The 20137-nt window shown below is 74.1% G+C and carries 23 protein-coding genes; 10 read left to right on the top strand and 13 right to left on the bottom strand.

Annotated features, from left to right (window positions below; all coding sequences use genetic code 11):
* Nucleotide 1: 1 nt before the first annotated feature.
* Together ACIBPB_RS20940 and ACIBPB_RS20935 are read right to left on the bottom strand one after the other, a co-directional pair.
* Entirely contained in the window at nucleotides 2–1240 is a 1239-nt protein-coding gene (locus tag ACIBPB_RS20940; RefSeq protein WP_396841202.1) for a class I SAM-dependent RNA methyltransferase, read from the bottom strand.
* Nucleotides 1237–3306: an APC family permease gene (locus ACIBPB_RS20935; protein WP_396841201.1), complete on the bottom strand. Its 2070-nt coding sequence runs from the start codon at nucleotides 3304–3306 to the stop codon at nucleotides 1237–1239. The genes ACIBPB_RS20940 and ACIBPB_RS20935 overlap by 4 nt, the downstream gene beginning before the upstream one ends.
* Before the next feature lie 155 nt (nucleotides 3307–3461).
* On the opposite strand from ACIBPB_RS20935, the gene ACIBPB_RS20930 reads away from it, so the two are divergent.
* Nucleotides 3462–4127, top strand: coding sequence for a TrkA family potassium uptake protein (locus tag ACIBPB_RS20930; protein WP_357314697.1), 666 nt, complete (start codon nucleotides 3462–3464; stop codon nucleotides 4125–4127).
* A 3-nt stretch (nucleotides 4128–4130) separates the two neighbouring features.
* A complete protein-coding gene (locus tag ACIBPB_RS20925) occupies nucleotides 4131–4820 on the top strand; it encodes a potassium channel family protein (protein WP_396841200.1) in 690 nt (229 codons plus the stop codon).
* Between the two features lie 48 nt (nucleotides 4821–4868).
* Here the strand turns inward: ACIBPB_RS20925 and ACIBPB_RS20920 are convergent, their stop codons facing one another.
* The 4 genes from ACIBPB_RS20920 to dut form a co-directional block, all read right to left on the bottom strand.
* A complete protein-coding gene (locus ACIBPB_RS20920; protein ID WP_396841199.1) occupies nucleotides 4869–5549 on the bottom strand; it encodes a DUF3159 domain-containing protein in 681 nt (226 codons plus the stop codon).
* Nucleotides 5546–5926: an OB-fold nucleic acid binding domain-containing protein gene (locus tag ACIBPB_RS20915; RefSeq protein ID WP_357314705.1), complete on the bottom strand. Its 381-nt coding sequence runs from the start codon at nucleotides 5924–5926 to the stop codon at nucleotides 5546–5548. The genes ACIBPB_RS20920 and ACIBPB_RS20915 overlap by 4 nt, the downstream gene beginning before the upstream one ends.
* 196 nt (nucleotides 5927–6122) lie before the next feature.
* Nucleotides 6123–6776, bottom strand: coding sequence for a DUF3710 domain-containing protein (locus ACIBPB_RS20910; protein ID WP_396841198.1), 654 nt, complete (start codon nucleotides 6774–6776; stop codon nucleotides 6123–6125).
* A 25-nt stretch (nucleotides 6777–6801) separates the two neighbouring features.
* A complete protein-coding gene (gene dut, locus ACIBPB_RS20905) occupies nucleotides 6802–7299 on the bottom strand; it encodes a dUTP diphosphatase (protein WP_396841197.1) in 498 nt (165 codons plus the stop codon).
* Nucleotides 7300–7385: 86 nt separating this feature from the next.
* On the opposite strand from dut, the gene ACIBPB_RS20900 reads away from it, so the two are divergent.
* Complete coding sequence (locus ACIBPB_RS20900) at nucleotides 7386–7874, top strand: DUF3093 domain-containing protein (RefSeq protein ID WP_396841196.1); 489 nt, start codon at nucleotides 7386–7388, stop codon at nucleotides 7872–7874.
* Nucleotides 7875–8088: 214 nt separating this feature from the next.
* Here the strand turns inward: ACIBPB_RS20900 and ACIBPB_RS20895 are convergent, their stop codons facing one another.
* Together ACIBPB_RS20895 and ACIBPB_RS20890 are read right to left on the bottom strand one after the other, a co-directional pair.
* Entirely contained in the window at nucleotides 8089–9039 is a 951-nt protein-coding gene (locus ACIBPB_RS20895) for a hypothetical protein (protein WP_396841195.1), read from the bottom strand.
* A 213-nt stretch (nucleotides 9040–9252) separates the two neighbouring features.
* Nucleotides 9253–9549: a DUF4193 domain-containing protein gene (locus ACIBPB_RS20890; RefSeq protein WP_046565779.1), complete on the bottom strand. Its 297-nt coding sequence runs from the start codon at nucleotides 9547–9549 to the stop codon at nucleotides 9253–9255.
* A gap of 416 nt (nucleotides 9550–9965) precedes the next feature.
* Here ACIBPB_RS20890 and ACIBPB_RS20885 point away from each other — a divergent pair, with 416 nt between their 5' ends.
* Nucleotides 9966–10481 (top strand): LytR C-terminal domain-containing protein, encoded by a 516-nt coding sequence (locus tag ACIBPB_RS20885; protein ID WP_396841279.1) that lies wholly within the window; start codon nucleotides 9966–9968, stop codon nucleotides 10479–10481.
* A gap of 172 nt (nucleotides 10482–10653) precedes the next feature.
* Here ACIBPB_RS20885 and ACIBPB_RS20880 read toward each other — a convergent pair whose 3' ends face one another.
* Nucleotides 10654–11475 (bottom strand): inositol monophosphatase family protein, encoded by an 822-nt coding sequence (locus tag ACIBPB_RS20880; protein WP_396841194.1) that lies wholly within the window; start codon nucleotides 11473–11475, stop codon nucleotides 10654–10656.
* 285 nt (nucleotides 11476–11760) lie between these two features.
* Here ACIBPB_RS20880 and ACIBPB_RS20875 point away from each other — a divergent pair, with 285 nt between their 5' ends.
* Nucleotides 11761–13362 (top strand): RNA polymerase sigma factor, encoded by a 1602-nt coding sequence (locus ACIBPB_RS20875; RefSeq protein WP_396841193.1) that lies wholly within the window; start codon nucleotides 11761–11763, stop codon nucleotides 13360–13362.
* 244 nt (nucleotides 13363–13606) lie between these two features.
* Nucleotides 13607–13840 carry a hypothetical protein gene (locus ACIBPB_RS20870; RefSeq protein ID WP_036374862.1) on the top strand — a complete coding sequence of 78 codons (234 nt, stop codon included), beginning with the start codon at nucleotides 13607–13609 and terminating at the stop codon, nucleotides 13838–13840.
* Between the two features lie 306 nt (nucleotides 13841–14146).
* Here the strand turns inward: ACIBPB_RS20870 and ACIBPB_RS20865 are convergent, their stop codons facing one another.
* The 3 genes from ACIBPB_RS20865 to ACIBPB_RS20855 form a co-directional block, all read right to left on the bottom strand.
* The gene (locus ACIBPB_RS20865; protein WP_396841192.1) at nucleotides 14147–15880 is read right to left on the bottom strand and encodes a DEAD/DEAH box helicase; all 1734 of its coding nucleotides are present in this window, start codon (nucleotides 15878–15880) and stop codon (nucleotides 14147–14149) included.
* Between the two features lie 254 nt (nucleotides 15881–16134).
* Entirely contained in the window at nucleotides 16135–16785 is a 651-nt protein-coding gene (locus ACIBPB_RS20860; protein ID WP_357314734.1) for a TRIC cation channel family protein, read from the bottom strand.
* A 40-nt stretch (nucleotides 16786–16825) separates the two neighbouring features.
* Nucleotides 16826–17044, bottom strand: a complete 219-nt coding sequence (locus ACIBPB_RS20855; protein WP_357314736.1) for a DUF3039 domain-containing protein — start codon at nucleotides 17042–17044, stop codon at nucleotides 16826–16828.
* An 87-nt stretch (nucleotides 17045–17131) separates the two neighbouring features.
* Between ACIBPB_RS20855 and ACIBPB_RS20850 the strand changes: the two genes are divergently transcribed.
* Nucleotides 17132–18061, top strand: coding sequence for a pseudouridine-5'-phosphate glycosidase (locus ACIBPB_RS20850; RefSeq protein ID WP_396841191.1), 930 nt, complete (start codon nucleotides 17132–17134; stop codon nucleotides 18059–18061).
* 70 nt (nucleotides 18062–18131) lie between these two features.
* A complete protein-coding gene (locus tag ACIBPB_RS20845) occupies nucleotides 18132–19025 on the top strand; it encodes a carbohydrate kinase family protein (RefSeq protein ID WP_396841190.1) in 894 nt (297 codons plus the stop codon).
* Nucleotides 19026–19061: 36 nt separating this feature from the next.
* Here the strand turns inward: ACIBPB_RS20845 and ACIBPB_RS20840 are convergent, their stop codons facing one another.
* Entirely contained in the window at nucleotides 19062–19418 is a 357-nt protein-coding gene (locus ACIBPB_RS20840; RefSeq protein WP_396841189.1) for a DUF3099 domain-containing protein, read from the bottom strand.
* A 105-nt stretch (nucleotides 19419–19523) separates the two neighbouring features.
* Here ACIBPB_RS20840 and ACIBPB_RS20835 point away from each other — a divergent pair, with 105 nt between their 5' ends.
* Both ACIBPB_RS20835 and ACIBPB_RS20830 read left to right on the top strand, forming a co-directional pair.
* Nucleotides 19524–19835 (top strand): hypothetical protein, encoded by a 312-nt coding sequence (locus ACIBPB_RS20835; protein WP_231934773.1) that lies wholly within the window; start codon nucleotides 19524–19526, stop codon nucleotides 19833–19835.
* The gene (locus tag ACIBPB_RS20830; RefSeq protein ID WP_357314750.1) at nucleotides 19825–20136 is read left to right on the top strand and encodes a hypothetical protein; all 312 of its coding nucleotides are present in this window, start codon (nucleotides 19825–19827) and stop codon (nucleotides 20134–20136) included. Before ACIBPB_RS20835 ends, ACIBPB_RS20830 begins: the two co-directional genes overlap by 11 nt.
* Nucleotide 20137 lies beyond the last annotated feature (1 nt).

Below are 20137 nucleotides of genomic sequence, written 5' to 3'. Positions count from 1 at the left end.
GTCAGCTGCCGGGCGGCAGGAACAGCCCGACCAGCTCGACGTGCTGGGTCATCGGGAACAGGTCGAACCCGCGCAGCGCGGCCAGCCGCCAGCCGGCCCCGGTGAAGGTGCGCACGTCCCGGGCGAAGGCGGCCGGGTCGCAGGCCACGTACCCGACCGCGCGCGGGCCGGCGGCCACGATGTCCCGCACCACCGGGGCGCCCGCGCCGGAGCGGGGCGGGTCGAGCACCACCAGGTCGACCGGGCCGGTGATCCGGCGGCGGGCCAGCGCGGTCTCCACCCGGGCGGCGACCACCTCGACCCGGGGCAGGTCGGCCAGGTTGGTCCGGGCCGCCGCCACCCCGTCGGGACTCGACTCGACCACGGTGACCCGGGCGTCGCCGACCCGGCCGGCGAGCGCCGCGGCGAACAGGCCGGCGCCGCCGTACAGGTCCCAGGCGGTCTCCCCGGGGGCCGGGTCGAGCAGGTCGAGGACCGCGCCGACCAGGGTGTCCGCCGCGGCCGGGTGCACCTGCCAGAAGCCGGACGTGGGCAGCGTCCAGTCCCGGCCGGCGGCCACCTCGCGGACCTGCTGCGGCCCGCTGACCGGGCTGGGCGCCCCGTCGGCGTACGCCACGACGCTGACGTCCCCGCCGGTCGAGGCGACCGTCTCGACCGCGTCGGCGTCCGGCCAGCGGGCGCCGCTCGGGGCGAGCACCGGCAACTCCTGGATCGCCGGGTGGGCGATCCGGCACCGGTCGATCGGCACCACCTCGTGCGAGCGGTGTTTGAGCAGCCCGGCCCGGCCGGCCCCGTCCACCGCGTAGCGGACCCGGGACCGCCAGCCCAGCACGCCCCCGGGCAGCGCCTCGACCCGTACGCCGAGCGCGTCGACCTCGCCGTCGGTGAGCCCGCCCAGCCGGGTGAGCTGCTCGCGCACCACCGTGGCCTTCCAGTCGAGCTGGGCGGCCGGGGCGACGTGCTGCAGGTCACAGCCGCCGCACGCGCCCGGCCGGGCGTACGGGCAGGGCGGCACGACGCGGTCCGGGGCGGCGGCCAGGATCTGCACCGCGTCGGCCCGGGCGAAGCCGCGGTGCAGCTCGGTGATCTCGGCGACCACCCGCTCGCCGGGCAGCGCGTGCCGGACGAAGACCACCTGCCCGTCGACCCGGGCCACGCAGTGCCCGCCCGGGGCGACCGCGTCGACGGTCAGCTCGACCCGTTCGGCCTCCTCCAGCCCGGACCGGGCGGGCGCGCTCACCGGCTCTCCCCCGCGCTCGGGGCGTTCTCCCCGGGCGGCGCGGAGACCGCCGGCGGGACGGTCGGCGGGAGGGTGCTGCGCGGGGCCACCCGGGGCCCGCGGGCCGGCCCCCGGCTCAGCGTGGCGTCGAGCCGGTCCAGGTTCTTGGTGGCGGTCGAGGCGAGCTGCCACGGCACGCTGGTCACCATCACGCCCGGCTCGAAGAGCAGCCGCCCCTTGAGCCGCAGCGCGCTCTGGTTGTGCAGCAGGTTCTCCCACCAGCGGCCCACCACGTACTCGGGGATGAAGACGGTGACCACGTCGCGCGGCGACTCCCGGCGCACCGAGGCGACGAAGTTGAGGATCGGGCGGGTGATCTCCCGGTACGGGGAGTCGATCACGGTCAGCGGCACCGGCAGCTCCCGCCGCTCCCAGTCGGCCTGGAGATCGCGGGTGTCCTTCTCGTCCACGTTCACGGTCACCGCGGTGAGCGTGTCCGGCCGGGTCGCCCGGGCGTACGCGACGGCCCGCAGGGTCGGCTGGTGCAGCTTGCTGACCAGCACGATGGCGTGGTTGCGGGCGGGCAGCACGGCTCGCTGCTCGGTCGGCTCCAGCTCGGCGGCGACCCGGTCGTAGTGCCGGCGGATGGCCAGCATGACCACGTACATCAGCGCCATGGCGACGATCGCGATCCACGCGCCGAGCAGGAACTTGGTGACCAGCACGATGATCAGCACGACGCCGGTCAGGGCCATGCCGAAGGTGTTGATCGCCCGGGAGCGGACCATCCGCCGCCGCGCCTCCGGGTCCCGCTCGGTGCGCAGGTGCCGGTTCCAGTGCCGGATCATGCCGGCCTGGGAGAGGGTGAACGAGACGAACACCCCGACGATGTAGAGCTGGATCAGCCGGGTCACCTCGGCCTGGAAGCCGATGATCAGCACCACCGCGAAGACGGCGAGGAAGACGATGCCGTTGGAGAAGGCCAACCGGTCGCCCCGGGTGTGCAGCTGGCGGGGCAGGTAGCGGTCCTGGGCCAGGATCGAGCCGAGCACCGGGAAGCCGTTGAAGGCGGTGTTGGCGGCCAGGAACAGGATCAGCGCCGTCATCCCGGCGACCACGTAGAGCAGCACCGAGCCGTCGCCGAAGACGGTCTGGCCGAGCTGGGTGGTGACGGTCTTCTGCACGTACCCGTCGGGGCCGGACACGATCTGCGAGGTGTTCTCCACGAACTGGAGCCCGGTCAGCCGGGACAGCCAGATGATGCCGACCAGCATGCTCACCGCGATGGCGCCGAGCAGCAGCAGGGTGGTCGCCGCGTTCTTCGACTTCGGGGCCTTGAACGCGGGCACCCCGTTGGAGATCGCCTCCACGCCGGTGAGCGCGGCGCAGCCGGAGGAGAAGGTACGCAACAGCAGGAAGACCAGGGCGAAGCCGGTCACGCTGTGCTCGGCGTGGATCTCCAGGCCGGCGCTGGGCGCGCGCAGGTCGTCACCGAGGATGAAGATCCGGAAGAGCCCGGTGAGCAGCATGCCGCCGATGACGATCACGAAGCCGTAGGTCGGTACGGCGAACGCGGTACCGGACTCCCGCAGGCCGCGCAGGTTCATGGCGGTGAGCAGCACCACCGCGCTGACCGCGATCAGCACCTTGTGGGTGGCCACGAACGGCACCACCGAGCCGAGGTTCGCCACGCCGGAGGAGACCGACACGGCCACGGTCAGCACGTAGTCGACGAGCAGGGCGCTGGCCACCGCGAGACCGGCACGCGGCCCCAGGTTGACCGTGGCCACCTCGTAGTCGCCGCCGCCCGACGGGTAGGCGTGCACGTTCTGCCGGTAGCTCGCCACCACGGTCAGCATGACCACGACGACCGCGAGCGCGATCCAGGGGGAGAAGAAGAACGCCGACGCCCCGGCGATGGAGAGCGTCAAGAGGATCTCGTCCGGCGCGTACGCGACGCTGGAGAGCGCGTCGGAGGCGAAGACGGGCAGCGCGATCCGCTTGGGCAGGAGGGTGTGCTGGAGGCGGTCGGACCGGAACGGTCGACCGAGGAGGAGTCGCTTCAGCAGCGAGGTGGGTCGGGCCACAACCGCCAAGGGTACGGCCACCCGCGGCCGGGCGGTGGGGTGCCTGATCACCCCCGTCCGCGCGGGCGCGGTACGGTCGGTCACCCGCCGGCGGCGGGGACGTGGCAGGCTCGCAGACGACGGGCCAGCGGGCGGCACCGTGGGAGGAGCGGACCGTGCATGTCGTGATCATGGGCTGCGGCCGGGTCGGGTCGACCCTGGCGCACAGCCTGGAGTCCCGGGGGCACTCGGTGGCGGTGATCGACCAGGACGCGGACGCGTTCCGCCGTCTCGGGCCCGACTTCGCCGGCATCACGGTCACCGGCGCCGGCTTCGACGGCGAGGTGCTGCGCCAGGCCGGCATCGAGCGGGCCGACGCCTTCGCGGCGGTCTCCAGCGGCGACAACTCCAACATCATCTCGGCCCGGCTGGCCCGGGAGACCTTCGGCGTCTCCCGGGTCGCCGCGCGGATCTACGACCAGCGCCGCGCCCAGGTCTACGAGCGCCTCGGCATCCCCACCGTGGCCACCGTCCGGTGGACCGCCGACCGGATGCTGCGCCACCTGGTTCCCGAGGGCAACGTCGAGATCTTCCGGGACCCGACCAGCACCGTCTCGATCATCGAGGTGCCGGTGCACAAGGACTGGGTCGGGCGGCCGCTGCGGCAGCTCGAGGAGTCGGCGGGCGCCCGGGTGGCGTACCTCATCCGGTTCGGGATCGGCACGCTGCCCACCGCCTCCACCGTGGTGCAGGAGGGCGACCAGGTCTTCATGCTGGTGACCGACGACATCGTCAACTCGGTCACCTCGGGGGCGGCGGCGCCGCCGGAAGGAGGGCACTGAGCGATGCGCATCGCCATCGCGGGCGCCGGCAACGTGGGCCGGTCGATCGCCCAGGAGCTGATCGACAACGGGCACCAGGTGATGCTGATCGAGCGGCAGCCCAAGATGCTCCGCCCCGACCGGGTGCCGGCCGCCGACTGGGTGCTCGCCGACGCGTGCGAGCTGACCAGCCTGGAGGAGGCCAACGTGGCCGGCTGCGACGTGGTCGTGGCCGCCACCGGCGACGACAAGGTCAACCTGGTGGTGTCGCTGCTGGCCAAGACCGAGTTCGCGGTGCCGCGGGTGGTGGCCCGGGTCAACCGGGCGGAGAACGAGTGGCTCTTCACCGAGCAGTGGGGGGTCGACGTCGCGGTGAGCAAGCCGCGGGTGATGGCCGCCCTGGTCGAGGAGGCGGTCACGGTCGGCGACCTGGTCCGGCTGATGACCTTCCGGCAGGGCGAGGCGAACCTCGTCGAGATCACCCTGCCGCCCAGCGCGCCCTACGTCGGGCAGCCCATCCACGCCGTGCCGATCCCCCGGGACGCCGCCCTGGTGGCGATCCTGCGCGGCAAGCGGGTGCTGGTGCCCAGCCCGGACGACCCGATCGAGGTGGGCGACGAGCTGATCTTCGTGTGCACCGCCGCGGTGGAGGACGAGGTCCGGGCCGTCATCCTCGGGCCGGGCAGCACCGAACGCAACCGCGACCGCACCTGAGCGGCCGCCGCGCCCGCCGGCCCGGGGTCCGCCCGCGGCCGGCGGCGCTCAGGCGCCGGGCAGCGGCGTCGGCGCGGTCTCCCGGGTCACCCGGCGCACCACCCAGACGGTGATCAGCAGCAGCAGCGCGTACGGCGGGTAGCCCAGCGCGAGCCGGGCCACGCCCAGGGCGGTGTCCTGGTGGGCCAGGTAGAGCCCGGCCTGCACGCCCACCTTGGCCAGCCAGACCACGCCCCAGAGCACGGTGAGCTGGGTGAAGGTGCGGACCAGTCGCGGGTCGTCCCGCCACTCGGAGCGCCCCTTGCCCACCAGCACCGACCAGATCCAGCCGACCAGCGGCTGCCGGACCGCCGCCGAGACCAGCAGGGCCAGCCCGTAGCCGATGCCGTAGAGGATGCCGGGGAGGTAGAAGTCCCGCTCGTCACCGGTACGCCAGGCGATGGCCGCGCCGATCGCGATGCCGACCAGGCCGTTGACCGCGTGCCGGACCGGCCGGCGCTGGGCCAGCCGCAGCCCGGCGATGAGCAGCGCCACGGCCACCGACGCGATCACCGCGGGGCGCAGCTCGCCGATCACGTTGGCGATCACGAAGACCACCACCGGGATGCTCGACTCGACCAGGCCGCGCCAGCCGCCGAGCTGGTCGGCCATCTGCTCGGCGAGGCTGGGCAGCGGCGCGTCCTCGGGCCCGAGGGCCGGGTCGGTGGTGCCCTGCTGTCCGGTCGTCACTTCGGCGACTCCAGCTCGTAGTACGGGTTGTAGATCACCTTGCGGTCGTCCCGGACGGCCACCCGGCCCCGGGCCGTGAGGTGCCGGCCCGGCTCGATGCCGGCGATGTGCCGGCGGCCCAGCCAGACCAGGGTGACCACGTCGTTGCCGTCGTACAGGTCCGCCTCCAGGGTGGGCAGGTTGGTCCGGGGCGTGTAGACCACGGTGCGCAGCCGCCCGGCGACCGAGACGACCTGGCCCCGGCTGCACTGGTGGGTGGGCATGCCGCCGCTCTCGGCGCTCTCCCGGCGCAGCTCCTGCGCCTCGATCTCGGACTCGCTCGCGGTGAGCCGATGCAGGAGCCGCCGCAGCGACACCCGACTCTCGTCGGTCGTCATGACCTCCGCGTCACCCTCTCCACCCCGGCCGGTCGACGCCGGCACTGGCCGGCTCCGATGCCGGAACCGTCCCGCCAGCGTACGCCGATCCGGCCCACCCGCGGGAGCGGCGTCGGCCGGACGTACCGAACCGGGGGTGGCACGCGACGGGCCCGGCGCCCGCCGGCCGGGGGGCCGACGGGACCGGGCCCGACGATCATGCTTCGTGCCGCTCCTGCGCCCCGGCCTGCTGCTCGGCGACCTCGCGGGGCAGCCGCAGCGGCAGCGGCTCGCGGACCGGCTTGGCCTCCTGGCCCCGGTCCACCACCAGCCCGTCGAGGCAGGCCGCGAGCGGGCCGGCCGCGGCCGGATCGGTGGCCGCGTCGCCCTGGTAGACGCCGCGGACCATCCACCGCGGCCCGTCGATGCCGACGAACCGCAGGTCGGTCACGCCCTCCGGGGTACGCACCCGGGCGCGCAGCTCGGTGCCGTACTCCCCCTCGACCTCCTGGGCGGCGGCGCCGTCGTTGAACAGCGACTGCCGGATCTCCTCGCGCACCTCGTCCCAGATGCCCTCGGAGCGGGGCGCCGCGAAGACGCCGAGCTGGAGCGCGTTCGGTCCGTGCACCAGCACCACCTGCTGGATCACGCCCTGCGGGTCGGCCTGCACCCGCACCTCGACGTCCGGCACCGCCGGGATCTGGAGGCTGCCCAGGTCCAGCCGGGGCGCGTCGGGCGCCTCGGAGACGTCGTACGGGCCCCGGGACGACGTCTGCGGACTCTCCTCGGCCCCGGTGGAGTCGAGGAGCTCGTCGCTCCGCTCGTCATGCGCGTGCCGCGCGCCCTCGGCCCGCTTTCGGGAGAAGATCACTGCGCCCACCCTCCGCTGTTCGCACTCACCCTGCCACCTCTTCCGGCTGCCCGCCCGCCGGCGCCGGGACCAGCCCGGCGTGCCCGCCGGTGGACCCGTGCCCGCCGGTGCCGCGCCGGGACGTGGGCAGCTCCGCCACCGGCTGGAAATTGGCCCGCGCGACCCGCTGGACGACGAGTTGCGCGATCCGGTCGCCCCGGCTGATCTTCGCCGGGACGTCCCGATCATGATTGATCAGGTTGACCAGGATCTCACCCCGGTAGCCGGCGTCGACCGTACCGGGCGCGTTGAGCACGGTCACGCCGAGCCTGGCCGCCAGCCCCGATCGGGGGTGGACCAGCCCGACGTACCCCTCCGGGAGCGCGATGGCCACGCCGGTCGGGACCAGGGCCCGGCCGCCCGGGGGCAGCTCCACGTCCGCGGCGGCCACCAGGTCCGCGCCGGCGTCGCCGGGATGGGCGTACGCCGGCAGCGGCAGCTCCGGGTCGAGCTGTCGTACGGGCACGGGTACGACGTCTGTCACGGTCTTCCTCTTCCGTCCGGTCCGAGCGGGGGTGACCCTGCCATCCTGCCGGTTGCCCGCGGCGTCGTGCGCCGTACCCTCGGACTGTGCGCCAGTCGACCTCCTCGCCCGCCCCGGTGGCCGCCCCGCGGTACGCGGAGCGGCTCACCCTGCCCTGGTGGGCGTGGCCGGCCGGGCTGGCCGTGGCCGGGCTGCTCGCGGCGGAGCTGTGGCTGGGCGCGAGCGGCGTCCGGGCCTGGCTGCCCTTCGTGCTGCTGATCCCCGCGGCGGTGGCCGGGCTGGCCTGGCTGGGCCGGATCCGGGTCGCGGTGCGCGACGGCGAGCTGTGGGTGGACGACGCCCACCTCCCGGTGCGGTACGTGGCCGACGTGGTCCCGCTGGACACGGCCGGACGGCGCGAGGTGCTCGGCGTCGGGGCCGACCCGCTGGCCTTCGTGGTCCAGCGGCCCTGGGTCGGCGGCGCGGTGCAGGTGGTGCTGGCCGACCCGGCCGACCCGACCCCGTTCTGGGTGGTGAGCACCCGGCGCCCGGTGGCGCTGGCCACGGCGATCCTCGCCGCCCGCGACGCCGGCTGACCGGCGGGCCCACCCCGGCACGGCCTGATCGCGGCACGGACTCTGCACGGCGGTGACCGATCGCGGCGCGGACCGATCGCGGCGCGGACCGATCGCCGCGCGGACCGATCGCCGCGCGGACCGATCGCCGCGCGGACCGATCGCCGCGCGGACTCACCACGGCGCTGGACCGGTCGCGGCACGGACTCACCGCGGCGCGCCGAGGTGCGCCCGGTCAGGGCAGTGCGGGGCGGCCGCCGGGCAGTTCGCGGCCCTGCTGCCGCAGGTCCCGGCGAAGCTGGTCGGCGAGGCTGCGGGTGGCCCGGCGGTTGAGGTAGCCGGCGACCGCCGCGCCGGTGAGGAACGGGCCGAGGGTGGTCAGGTTCCGGCCGAACCGGCGCAGCAGGCTGTCCCGCAGTTCCCGGCGGGCCGCGGTGCCGAGCACCGCGCTCACCCCGACCCCGGGCATCATCGGGTTGACCCCGCGCTGGGTGACCCAGGACTGGATCAGGGCGACCGCCCGCTGGGTGCCACCGGTGGGCAGCGGCACGTGGTGGACCTCGTGCAGCTCGCCGATCAGCTTCAGCTCGATCGCCACCACGGCGACCGTCTCGGCGGCCAGCAGCACCGGCGCGGAGAGCAACGTCGGGGTGATCGCCCACTCGACCGCGGCGACCCCGCCACCGGCCGCGCCGACCCCGGCGGTGGCCCGGGCGGCGTTGCGGATCAGCCGCTCGGCCAGCGCGTCGTCGTCGAGGTCGGGAAAGTGCCGCCGGAGCGTGGCCAGGTCCCGGATCGGCACGTGCGGGGCGACGTCGGCGACGGTATCCGCCATCCAGCGGACGGCCGCCTTCGGCTTGAACAGGTCGGTGACGCCACGGGCGCGTGCCTGGCCGACCAGTCGGGTCAGCAGTTGCCGGCGTCGGGCCGGCGCGATGTCGTCGGCGGTCAGCGCGGCCACGGTCGCGCCGAGCTCGTCGCCCTCCTCGACCGGTACGCCCGGCGCGGGCTTCCCGGCCCCGCCGCTGTCGCCGGCCCGCCCGGTGTCCGGCCCTTCGGCCCCGCCGGCGTCCGGCCCTTCGGCCCCGCCGGCGCGCGGCCCTTCGGCCCGCCTGGCGTCCAGCCCTTCGGCCCCGCCACTGCCGTCGGCCCGCCCGGCGTCCGGCCCGTCGCCGCGGCCGCTCATGCCGCTGCCCCGATCCACTCCCCGGCGCCGCGCGGCACCCCGTCGCCGAGCCGAATGGTTCGCTCGCTGCGCTCGCTCACCCGTCCGCCCTCCCTGCTCCGCGCGGCGTGGCAGCCGCCGTTACGAGTCAAGCAGCTTCCGGCCAGCGGCGCACGGCGGCTCGAACAGCGGCGGCCCCGTCGAGGAGGCCGCCGCCGGTGAGCCGCGTCGGGATCAGACGCACTCGCGGCAGATCAGCTCGCCGTTGCGCTCGACCGCCAGCTGGCTGCGGTGGTGGACCAGGAAGCAGCGGCCGCACCGGAACTCGTCCTGCTGCATCGGTAGCACCTTGACCGTGAGCTCCTCGTCGGCCAGGTCGGCGCCGGGCAGCTCGAAGCTCTCGGCCACCTCGGCCTCGTCGACGTCCACGGCGCCCGACTGTGAGTCGACGCGTCGGGCCTTGAGCTCTTCCAGGCTGTCCTCGCCGAGGTCGACCTCGTCGCGACGCGGGGCGTCGTAGTCGGTGGCCATCGGTTTCACTCTCCCATATCGATGTGGTCGCTTCCGGTTGTAACGCCGGAGGACGCTGTTTCGGTTCCACTGGCCGGCCACCACATGTGTCGGTCACCCGACCCACGATCCGTGGGCCAAGTTCGCCGGAGAGGAACTTCCCCAGCGAGCGCGGAACCTTACCCCCCCTTTGGGCGAGGCATGTATACCGCCCTCGTGGCAGAGATGTACGCCCCTACGCCCGAAGTTGTTCCCAATGTGACTCAGGCGACACGAAGATAGGGGTAGTACTACCCGTTCCCCGGGTGGCGCGCCGGCATGTCGGACTGTTTCCACGCGACCGCCGGACAACCGTTAACCTCAGCGGCGTACTCGACGGCCGGCGGCGGCCGCCACCCAATCACGGTCCGGGGAGCGCCCTGATGAGTTTTGCGCGAGTGCGGGCACTCGTTGTCGTCGGTCTGCTGGCGGTCGTCGCCCTGGTCTTCGTCGTGGTGGCGCTGGTCCGGGACACGCAGAGCAAGGCCGGCACCGCCGAGGGTTGCCCCAAGGGTTGGCCGCTGGCCGACGTGGCCCTGCGCGAGCCCAAGGACGTCAAGATCAACGTATTGAACGGCACCGACGAGGCGGGCCTGGCCGGGAGCGTGGCGGACGACTTCCGCAATCGCAAGTTCCAGGTCAAGAAGGTCGCCAGCGACAAGAAGAAGGTGGACGACGTCGCGCTGCTGCGGTTCGGCCCGAAGGGGGTCGGCTCGGCGCATCTGCTGAAGGCCTATTTCCTCAACGAGGCCAAGCCGGTCTTCGACGTGAACCGCAAGGACGACACGGTCGACGTGGTGCTGGGCAACAATTTCCAGCAACTCGCCACCACCACCGAGGTCAACCAGTCCCTCGGCGACCTCGGCTCCCCCGAGGCCCCGACCGGCACCTGCCCGGCGCCGGTCAAGAAGTAACCCGACCGGTCCGCCGGGCCCCGCCACCCGCCCGCGCCCGGCCGGCCGGACCTGCCACTCGCCCGCGCCCGGCCGGCCCGGCGGACCCGTCACCCGCCCGCGCCCGGCGGGTCCGGGCGCCCGGGCGCGACCGGTCCTGTCGGACCGCCGCCCTCCCCGCCAGCGCGGCCGGTCAGGGGCCACCCGAGGCGTCCAGGGCAGCCAGCCGGGTGTGCAGCGGGTCGAAGAGCGCCGGCGGCGCCGCGATCACCAGATCGGGTCCGGCCGGCCGGCCGGACAGCCCGGTCACCCGGAGCCCCGCCTCCCGGGCGACCAGCCCGCCCGCGGCCAGGTCCCAGGCGGCCAGCCCCTTCTCGTAGTAGGCGTCGACCCGGCCCTCCGCGGTCAGGCAGAGGTCCAGGGCCGCGGCACCCATCCGGCGGATGTCCCGCACGTGCGGGATCAGTTCGGCGACCACCCGGGCCTGGTGCGCGCGCCGGCCGGCGTCGTAGCCGAACCCGGTGGCGACCAGCGCCTGCCCGAGGTCGGTCTCGGTGGAGCAGCGCACCCGGGTGCCCTCCCGCCAGGCGCCGCCACCGGCGGTGGCGGTCCACTCCTCGCCGGTGGCGACGTTGCGCACCACCCCGGCCACCACCTCCCCGTCGACCTCGGCGGCCAGCGAGACCGCGCAGTAGGGCAGCCCGTAGAGGTAGTTGACGGTGCCGTCGATCGGGTCGATCACCCAGCGCACCCCGCCATCGACGGCGGGGCCGGTCGACCCGGCGCCGTACTCCTCGCCGAGCACGGCGTCGTCGGGGCGCAGCGCCCGCAACGCGTCGACCACCTGCCGCTCCACCGCCCGGTCGGCGGCGGTGACCACGTCGGTGACGGTGCTCTTGGTCGCGGCGACCGACACCCCCTCGGCGCGCATCCGGTGCGCGGTGGCCGCGGCGTCCCGGGCCACGGTGACGGCGATCTCCAACAGGTCCCGCGGCGTCGGCGCCGAGCGGATCATGTTTCATCCCCTTCCCGCACGACCGGGGCCGCCCGGACCGCGCGTGGGTATCATCCTTACAAAGTCCACATCTGCGCCGAATCGGCGGTCCAGACCGTCGGTCGCCGTGCGGCGCGGGATGATCGCCGCAGACGGCGTTACAATTCACCCTGCCCACGCGCCACGGACCGCCAGCGACCGGTCGGCCCGGGACACGGGGGTCCCTCAACGACTCGCCCGGCACGGCGTTCCGTGCTGCGCCGGACGACCCGGCCGTGCTCGCTCTTCGCCTCCGGAAGGTCATTCGTGACAGAACCCCGCCAGACCGGCGCCGACGTTCGCTCGCTCACCGACACCCTGATCGCCCACGCGCAGAGCGCCGGTGGCCAGCTCACGTCGGCCCAGCTCGCGCGCACCGTCGAGTCCGCTGAGGTGACCCCGGCCCAGGCCAAGAAGATCCTCCGCGCACTCTCCGAGGCCGGCGTGACGGTGGTCGTGGACGGCTCCGCCACCACCCGCCGCCGGGTGGCCGCCGCCCGCTCGGCCACACCCGCCTCGCGGGCCACCACCGCCAAGACCACCAAGAAGGCCGCCGCGCCGGCTCCGAAGCAGGCGCCGGCCGCCGAGGAGGCCCCGGCCCCCGCCCCGCGGAAGGCGACCGCCCGCAAGGCCGCCGGCACCACCGCCGAGGTGGCCGCCAAGGCCGCCGCTCCGGCGAAGGCGACCAAGGCGACCCGGGCCACCAAGGCGACGGTGGCCGCCAAGACGGCCGCGGCGAAGACCGCCTCGAAGGGTGAGGGCCCCGAGGGCGACATCGATCCGGAGGAACTGGCCGCCGAGATCGAGGACGTGGTCGTCGAGGAGCCGGCCGAGCTGACCCAGGCCGCCGAGGCCGACGCGGCCAGCTCCGCCACCGAGAACGACTTCGAGTGGGACGACGAGGAGTCCGAGGCGCTCAAGCAGGCGCGTCGCGACGCCGAGCTGACCGCCTCCGCCGACTCCGTGCGGGCGTACCTGAAGCAGATCGGCAAGGTGCCGCTGCTCAACGCCGAGCAGGAGGTCGAGCTCGCCAAGCGGATCGAGGCCGGCCTGTACGCCGCCGAGCGGCTGCGCGCCGCCGACGACGGCGAGGAGAAGCTCACCCGGGACATGCAGCGCGACCTGCTGTGGATCTCCCGGGACGGCGAGCGGGCCAAGAACCACCTGCTGGAGGCCAACCTGCGGCTGGTGGTCTCGCTGGCCAAGCGCTACACCGGTCGTGGCATGGCCTTCCTCGACCTGATCCAGGAGGGCAACCTCGGCCTCATCCGCGCGGTCGAGAAGTTCGACTACACCAAGGGCTACAAGTTCTCCACCTACGCCACCTGGTGGATCCGCCAGGCCATCACCCGCGCCATGGCCGACCAGGCCCGCACCATCCGCATCCCGGTGCACATGGTCGAGGTGATCAACAAGCTCGGCCGGATCCAGCGCGAGCTGCTCCAGGACCTGGGCCGCGAGCCCACCCCGGAGGAGCTGGCCAAGGAGATGGACATCACCCCGGAGAAGGTGCTGGAGATCCAGCAGTACGCCCGGGAGCCCATCTCGCTCGACCAGACCATCGGTGACGAGGGCGACAGCCAGCTCGGCGACTTCATCGAGGACTCCGAGGCCGTGGTCGCCGTTGACGCGGTGTCGTTCTCGTTGCTGCAGGACCAGCTCCAGCAGGTGCTGCAGACCCTGTCCGAGCGTGAGGCGGGCGTGGTGCGACTGCGCTTCGGCCTCACCGACGGCCAGCCGCGCACCCTGGACGAGATCGGCCAGGTGTACGGCGTGACCCGGGAGCGCATCCGGCAGATCGAATCCAAGACCATGTCCAAGTTGCGGCACCCCTCGCGTTCCCAGGTGCTCCGCGACTACCTGGACTGACCGCACGCGTCAACCAACCGTGTCGGTTTGATCACCAGCCGTAGAACACTCTTCGGTGACCTGTCGGTTGCGCGTTTGTGATCGTTGACGTGGCACCCTTGGTGCACGGCACACTGTCCTCCACGCCAGGTGTGACCTCGGTCCCGGCCGGGCACACAGGGAAGGCAGGGCCTGAGAAGGGTGTTGCACGATAGGTGAGCAACCGAAGAGAGTGTTCATCGGTGACGACCAGAGGAGGAAGGCGATGACCCCGACCCTCACGCCGCCGCCCGAGACGGTGGCCCCCCCGGCCGCCGATGAACGGTGCGACCGCTGCAATGCTGCCGGCAAGCTCCGGATCACTCTGGCGGGTGGGAGCGAGCTGGTGTTCTGTGGGCACCACGCGAACAAGTACGCGGAGGATCTCGTGAAGATCACCGTGCGGTACGCGACGGACCCGGAGTTCAGCTGGCGTGGCGCCGATCTGATGGCGAACTGAGTCAGTAATCCGCAAGTCGACATAACCGACCGGAGGCACCCGAAGGGGTAGCCTCCGGTCGGTTTTTCCATACCCCCCGTCGGGCCCCACGGGTGCTCGACTCCCCACACGGCGTCCAGCCCGAACCGCCCGACTGCGGCACGTCGGGGCCTGACCCGCACCCGTGACGCACTGAACGCGGCATGTCGGCGCCTCACCCCGCCAGAACGCCCACCGACTGCGGCATGCCGGGGCCTCACGCCGCCAGAACGGCGCCGAATTGCGGCATGTCGGGCGGTCTCGGGCGTTCGGGGAGAGCGGCCGCCGTCAGAGGGTCTGCACGGTGGCGATGCGTTCTTCGAGCTGCTCGATGGTGGCCTGGGCGCTGGGCGGGCCGCCGCAGAGCCGGCGCAGCTCGGCGTGGATCTTGCCGTGCGGTACGCCGGTCCGGTGGTGCCGGGCGGCCACCAGGGCGTTCAGCTGGCGGCGCAGGGCCACCCGGCGCTGGGCGGCACTCATCGGTGCCGGCGGCGCCGCCGGGGCGTCAGCGGCCGGCTCAGCGGTCCGCTGGGCCGCCCGGCGCCGCTGGGCGGCGAGCTGGTCGGCCTGCCGCTTGGTGAGCAGCAGGGCGACCTGGTCGGCGGTGAGCAGCCCGGGCAGGCCGAGGTATTCCTCCTCCTCGGGGGTGCCGGCCTGGGCGGCGGTGCCGAACGAGGCCCCGTCGAAGATCACCTGGTCCAGCTCCGCGGTGGCGGAGAGCGCCGCGAACCTCTTCTCCAGCTCGCCGCTGGCCTGGTCGTCCCGCTGGGCACGCTCCAGCAGGTCGTCGTCGAGGCCGTCGGCGTCCTTCGGCTTGCCCAGCACGTGGTCGCGTTCGGCCTCCATCTCGCTGGCCAGGCCGAGCAGGTGCGGCACGCTGGGCAGGAAGACCGAGGCGGTCTCGCCGGGCCGCCGGGCCCGGACGAACCGGCCGATCGCCTGGGCGAAGTAGAGCGGGGTGCTGGCGCTGGTCGCGTACACGCCGACGGCCAGCCGGGGGATGTCGACCCCCTCGGAGACCATCCGGACCGCGACCAGCCAGCGCTGCTCGGACGCCGCGAAGGTCGCGATCCGCGCGGACGCGCCCTGGTCGTCGGAGAGCACCACGGCCGCCCTCTCGCCGGTCACCTGCTCGAGCAGCTTGGCGTACGAGCGGGCGACCTGCTGGTCGCTGGCGATCACCAGGCCACCGGCGTCGGGCATGCCGTTGGCGCGCAGCACGGTGAGCCGGGCGTCGGCAGCGCGCAGCACCTGCGGCATCCAGTCACCGGCCGGGTCGAGCGCGGTCCGCCAGGCCTGCGCGACGAGGTCCTGGGTCATCGGCTCGCCGAGCCGCGCCGCCAGTTCCTCGCCGGCGTTGGTGCGCCACCGGGTCTCCCCCGAGTACGCCAGGAAGAGCACCGGCCGGACCACGCCCTCGCGCAGCGCGTCGGCGTAGCCGTAGACGGAGTCGGCGCGGGAGCGGAGCAGCCCGTCCCCGCCCCGCTCGTAGCCGACGAACGGGATGGGGTTGTCGTCGGAGCGGAACGGCGTGCCGGTGAGCATCAGCCGGCGTACCGCGGGTTCGAACGCGGCCTTGACGCCGTCGCCCCAGGTACGCGAGTCGCCGGCGTGGTGGATCTCGTCGAGGATGACCAGGGTGCGCCGGGTCATGGTGCGCCGCCGGTGCACCTGGGGCGCCATGCCCACCTGCGCGTAGGTGACCACGGCGCCGTGGAAGTCGGCGGCGGAGTGCAGGTCGGCGTTGCGGAACGCGGCGTCGAGCTGGATGCCGACCCGGGCCGCGGCCTGCGCCCACTGGGTCTTCAGGTGCTCGGTCGGGGCGACCACGGTGACCGCTTCGACGGTGCCGTCGTGCAGCAGTTCGGCGGCGATCCGCAGGGCGAAGGTGGTCTTACCGGCGCCGGGCGTGGCGACCGCGGTGAAGTCCTCGGTGCGGCGGCGCAGGTACTCCACCATCGCCTTGCGTTGCCAGGCACGCAGGGGCGGGAACGTCTCGAGCGCCGGCAACCGCGGTGCCACGGGTAGCTCCTCTCCGCTGGCGAGCGGCGGTCGCCCCGGGCCGAGGGCCACGGGTACCGCCGCCCATGAAAAGGCCCTCGCGCATCGGGTGCCGCGAAGGCCGACTCAGCATAACCAGCGGCGGCACTTCTCCCCACTCGACACCACGCGGGTCACATCCGGGTGGCGGGGCGTCCCGCGGCGGGCGGCACGGCGTGGTCGGGACGCCCGGTGACCCGCCGCCGGGGGGCCCGGTCGAGGGCGGGGAGCCCCGGTCAGCCCTGTGGGCCCCGGGTGCCGGTACGCGGCGGGCGCAGCGTGGCCACCGGGGCCGACCAGCGGCGGCGCAGCGACACCAGGCGCAGCAGGAAGACGAAGGCGGCGGCGGCGCTCAGCGGCACTGAGGTGGCCCGCCCGTACTGGACCAGCAGGGCCACCACGATCGAGCCGGCGAGCGCGGCCAGGGCGTAGATCTCCCGGCGCAGCACCACCGGGATCTCCCCGGTGAGCAGGTCCCGGCCGAGCCCGCCGCCGATCGCGGTGAGCATGCCGATCATGCAGGCGCCGACGGTCGGCACGTGCGCGTCGAGGGCCTTGAGCGTGCCGGTGACGGTGAACAGGGCGAGGCCGGCCGCGTCCAGCACCAGCACGGTGGTGCGCAGCCGGACGAGTTGCGGGTGCAGCCGGAAGACGGCGGCGGCGGTGATCGCCGCGGTGGCCGCGTACCGCCAGTCGGCGAAGGCCAGCGGGGGGACCTCGTCGATCACCAGGTCGCGGAAGATGCCGCCGCCGAGGGCCGCGACGACGCCCACGAAGATCACTCCGAACAGGTCCAGCCGCTTGGCCACCGCCGCGGAGGCGCCGGAGGCGGCGAAGACCGCGACCCCGGTGAGGTCGGCGAACAGCAGGGCGGTGGAGGTGGTCACCGGCGGAGGGTACGTGGGCGGGCGGCGGAGCCGCCCGCGATCACTCGCGCCAGGAGTCGTAGATCTCCTTGCACTTCGGGCAGACCGGCGAACCCGGCTTGGCCGCCTTGGTCACCGGGAAGGTCTCCCCGCAGAGCGCGATGACGAAGGTGCCCATGACCGCGCTCTCGGCGATCTTGTCCTTGCGTACGTAGTGGAACATCTCCGGCCCGGTGTCGGCGTCCTTCAGCTCCGGCCGGTCGAGAACCTCTGTACTCACTTCCCACCTCCAAATCTCCAGTTTTGCAGGTCCGCCGGGGCCGGTCCACCGCAGGCCGGCCCGACGGCGGCCCGTACCGTAGCGGAAGTGACCAACTTTCACATCAGTTTCGGCACCGAGGTGGCCGACGCCCTGCGCGACGGGCGCCCGATCGTCGCCCTGGAGAGCACCATTGTCTCGCACGGCCTGCCCCGGCCGGACAATCTGCGGGTCGCGCGGCAGATCGAACAGGCCGTCCGGGACGCCGGCGCGGTGCCGGCCACCATCGGCATGGTCGCCGGCGAGCTGATCGTGGGGCTGGACGACGCCCAGCTGACCCGGCTGGCCACCGTCGACGGAGTGAGCAAACTCTCCGTACGCGACCTCGCGGTGGCGGCGGCGACCGGCGCGGACGGCGCCACCACGGTGGCGGCGACCAGCGCGGTGGCCGCGGCGGCCGGCATCGGTGTCTTCGCCACCGGCGGGCTGGGCGGGGTGCACCGGGAGGCGGCGCAGACCTTCGACGAGTCGGCCGACCTGATCACGCTGGCCCGGACGCCGATCGCGGTGGTCTGCGCCGGGGTGAAGTCGATCCTCGACGTGGGCGCCACCCTGGAGCGGCTGGAGACCCTCGGGGTGGGCGTGATCGGCTACCGCACCCGCCGCTTCCCCGGCTTCTATCTCACCGACGCCGGTTTCGACCTGGACTGGTCGGTGGAGTCGCCGGAGCAGGTCGCCGACGTGCTGCGGGCCCGGGACCGGCAGGGCGTGCACCACGGGGGGCTGGTGGTGGCCAACCCGCTGCCGGTCGACGAGCAGCTCGACCCGGCGCTGCACGACCGGACCCTGGCCGAGGGGCTGGCCATGCTGGCCCGCGAGGGGGTGACCGGCAAGGCGGTGACCCCGTTCCTGCTGGCCCACTTCCACTCGGCCACCGAGGGCGCCAGCCTGGCGGTGAACGTGCGGATCATCCTGCGCAACGCCGACCTGGCGGCGCGGATCGCGGTCGCCGCGGCCGCCCGGGGCACGGACGCATGAGCCGGCGGCAGCGGCCGGGGTGGCGGCGCCGCGCGGTGCCGCCGCCCGCCCGGCGCGGCGAGGTGGCGGCATGAGCGCCCGGATCGTCGTGGTCGGCGACGTGATCACCGACGTGGTGGCGATGCTCGCCGGCCCGCTGGCGACCGGCTCGGACACCGCGGCCACGATCCGGTTCAGCGGTGGCGGTCAGGCGGCGAACACGGCGGCCTGGCTCGCCGCGCAGGGGGCGCCGGTCACCCTGGTCGCCGCGGTCGGTGCGGACGAGCCGGGCCGCGAGCGGGTCGCCGAGCTGGACCGGGTCGGCGTGGTGTGCGCGGTGCAGCGGCAGGAGGGCTACCCGACCGGCACGGTGGTCGTGCTCGTCCACGACGGGGAACGGACCATGGTCAGCCAGCGCGGGGCGAACCTGCGGCTGAGCGCCGACCACGTCGAGGCGGCCCTGGCCGGGGCGCCCGACGCCGGGCACCTGCACCTGTCCGCGTACACCCTGCTGGACGCCGGGTCGCGCGGCGCGGGCCTGCGCGCGCTGGCCGTCGCCCGCGAGCGCGGGCTGACCACCAGCGTCGACGCGGCCTCCGCGGCGCCGCTGCGGCGGGCCGGCGCGGCGGCGTTCCTGGCCTGGGTACGCGATGTCGACCTGCTGCTGGTCAACGCCGACGAGGCGACGGTGCTGGCCGGTGGGCTGGACCCGGCGGCGCAGGGCCGGGCGCTCGCGGCGGTGGCCCGGCGGGTGGTGGTGAAGCGGGGCGCGGCCGGCGCGGTCTGGGTGGACCGGACCGGGGTGGTCGAGGCGGCTCCGGCGCGCGGGGTGCCGGTGGTGGACGTCACCGGCGCCGGCGACGCCTTCGCCGCCGGCCTGATCACCGCGTGGCTGGCCGGGGCGGAGCCGCGCGCGGCGTTGTCCCGGGCCGGGGATCTCGGCGCGCTGGCCGTCTCGTCGGTGGGGGCCCGGCCGGCGCCCTGATCCGGTGCGGTCCGGGCCGGCGCCGGCCCGGACCGGTCAGGGCTCGGCGTCGATGACCTTGTGCGGGCGCTCCTCGGCGGCGAGCGCCATGGGCGGGGTGTCGTCGCGGTGCCGCGGGTGCAGCTTGTTGGCGAGGCGGTGCTGCTCCTTCGGCGGCCGGTCGTTGGCCAGCAGCACCGCCAGCCACGGGATGAGCACCATTCCGAGGCCGCACAGCGGGAGCCAGAGCCAGAGCAGGGGCGCCTGCACGCCGACCAGGATGGCGCCGGCCACCAGGCAGGCGACCCGGATGCCCATCATCAGCACGTAGCGTTTCTGGCGGCTGGTGAGCTGGTCGTCCTGGCTGCGCGCGGCGTCGGTGATCAGGATCGGCTGGTACTCCGGACGCTTCACCGGACCTCCTCGAGGGGATTACGCCTCATCCTGTCACCCTCGACGGCTGATCGGCCAAAATCGTGACAAGGGCGGTACGTGTTACGTGCGTGGTACGCTCGCCCCGTGGGCAACCGGTTCAGCTTCACCGACGAGGCGTTGGCCAACCTGCGGGTCTACGACGTCACGCCCGGGGAAGTCTGGGAGGCCCTGCACAGCACCCGGCGGGTCATCCGGCACCTCGGCGACGACGTCATGGTGGTCTACGCGACCGACCACCGTGGGCGGCGCCTCGCCGTGCTGCTGGCCGAGGCCGACGGCACCGACAACGACTGGGACATCCTCTCCGCCCGCGAGCTGAGCGACGTCGAGGCCAAGCGCTACGACGAGGCGGTACGGAGATCACGCCGACGAGGAGGCGGTCACGATGCACCGTAACGACGCGACCAAGCGGTTCCACGACGGCGGCGACGCCCTCGCCGACCTCATCGACGAGAGTCCCGCGGCGGAGCTGCCCGCCCCCGACACCGACGTGCCGATGGTCAGCCGCTCGGTACGGCTGCCGCTGGAGACGTACGAACGGGTCCGGGCGGCCGCCGACGCACGCGGCATCGGCGTGACCACGCTGATGCGCCAGTGGATCGAGGCCGGCCTGGCCGACCTGGACGACTCCGCCACGGTCTCCCTGGCCGACGTGCGCCGCGCCCTGGCCGCGCTCTCCCGGCCGACCGCCGCCTGAG

The sequence above is a fragment of the Micromonospora sp. NPDC049836 genome, from assembly GCF_044465125.1.
Taxonomy (GTDB): Bacteria; Actinomycetota; Actinomycetes; order Mycobacteriales; family Micromonosporaceae; genus Micromonospora.
Note: the sequence above shows the minus strand (reverse complement) of the source record. Positions and strands in the feature narration are given on the sequence as shown.